The 554-nt window shown below is 57.0% G+C and carries 1 protein-coding gene; it reads right to left on the reverse strand.

The window, feature by feature from the left end; translation table 11 throughout:
* Positions 1-554 (reverse strand): condensation domain-containing protein (locus KWJ01_RS13295; RefSeq protein ID WP_224996960.1); only part of this gene is annotated, 554 nt, incomplete at both ends.

Raw genomic sequence — 554 nt, forward strand, 5'->3', positions numbered from 1 at the left:
CCTGTGCAGGGGCTTCGCTGTAGCCCATCTGCCAGTGTGCAGCATCCATGATCTGCTGGCAGGCCTCTCCTTCCTCCTGCAGGAAAACAGTGCGAAGTGACTCATGACGCTCCAGGATCTGGCGGAAAGATGCCTGCAGCCCCTCAACATCCAGCGCTCCCTGCAGGCGAAAGACTGCCGGTAAATGGTAGTGGCTGCTGCCCTGCAGCTGGTCGATGAACCACAGCCGCTCCTGGGAAAAAGACAGCGGTAGTTTACCTTCTCTTTTAGCTGGAACAATGGCTGGCAACAGCCTGCCGCTGCCCCTGGTGAGCAGCTGATCAGCCAGTGCCGCTATGCTAGGATAGGTGAAGATGTCTTTGATCTGCAGCTCTGCCTGCAGGCTTTTGCGGATCATCGACAGCAGCCGTGTTGCCAGCAGCGAATGTCCTCCCAGCTCAAAGAAGTTATCCTCCACCCCTACCTTCTCCACCCCCAGCAGCTCCTGCCAGATGTGGGCCAGCTTTTCTTCTGTTTCTGTTCTTGGCGCTACATAGGCAGCAGTAAGTGCTGCT

Origin of the sequence: Cesiribacter sp. SM1 (genome assembly GCF_020178975.1) — a bacterium.
Taxonomy (GTDB): domain Bacteria; phylum Bacteroidota; class Bacteroidia; order Cytophagales; family Cyclobacteriaceae; genus Cesiribacter.